This is a genomic window from Streptomyces sp. NPDC046557 (genome assembly GCF_040645975.1).
Lineage (GTDB): Bacteria > Actinomycetota > Actinomycetes > Streptomycetales > Streptomycetaceae > Streptomyces.
On record NZ_JBEYZH010000009.1, the window covers coordinates 1 to 984 of the forward strand.

Sequence of the window (984 nt, forward strand, 5' to 3'; positions counted from 1 at the left end):
AGCGTTAGGGAAACGCCCGGTTACATTCCGAACCCGGAAGCTAAGCCTTTCAGCGCCGATGGTACTGCAGGGGGGACCCTGTGGGAGAGTAGGACACCGCCGAACAATCTTTCAAAGGACCCTTGGTCCAGCGTTCAACGCTGGACCAAGGGTCCTTTTTGTTTTTGTATCTCTTTACGCCGAAGCGCGGCCATGGGTTGGTTGCGCGAGAATGACTAGCGGTACCCCGAAGACAGGAGTCACACCCATGTCCAACTCTCCCGACGATCGTCCGGAGCGCGAGCCTCGTCGCAACGACGGCGGTGACAGGGGCGGCTACCGCGGGGGCCGTGACGACCGTGGCGGTGACCGTGGTGGTTTCCGTCGCGACGACCGCGGTGGCCGTCCGACCGGTGGTGGTGGCGGCGGCTTCCGCCGTGACGACCGTGGTGGCCGTCCCGCCGGCGGTGGTGACCGTCCCTCCGGCGGTGGCTACCCCCGTCGTGATGACCGTGGTGGTGACCGTCCGAGTTACCCGCGTCGTGATGACCGTGGTGACCGTCCCACGGGTGGTGGTTTCCAGCGTCGTGACGATCGTGGTGGTGACCGTCCGAGTTACCCGCGTCGTGATGACCGTGGTGACCGTCCGACGGGTGGTGGTTTCCAGCGTCGTGACGATCGTGGTGGTGACCGTCCGAGTTACCCGCGTCGTGATGACCGTGGTGACCGTCCCAGCTACCCGCGCCGTGATGACGACCGTGGTGGGCGTCCCGCCGGCGGTGGTTTCCAGCGTCGCGATGACCGTGGTGGTGACCGTCCGAGTTACCCGCGTCGTGATGACGACCGTGGTGGGTTCCGCGGTGGTCGTGATGACCGTGGTGGTGACCGTCCGAGTTACCCGCGTCGTGATGACCGTGGTGACCGTCCCAGCTACCCGCGCCGTGATGACGACCGTGGTGGGCGTCCCGCCGGCGGTGGTTTCCAGCGTCGTGATGACCGTGGTGG

1 rRNA gene and 1 pseudogene are annotated in these 984 nt (G+C 66.0%); both read left to right on the forward strand.

Going from position 1 to position 984, the window contains the following annotated elements:
- Positions 1-105 (forward strand): 5S ribosomal RNA (gene rrf, locus ABZ934_RS18045); the annotation flags it as partial.
- A gap of 181 nt (positions 106-286) precedes the next feature.
- A pseudogene (locus ABZ934_RS18050) lies at positions 287-984 on the forward strand (hypothetical protein); the annotation flags it as partial.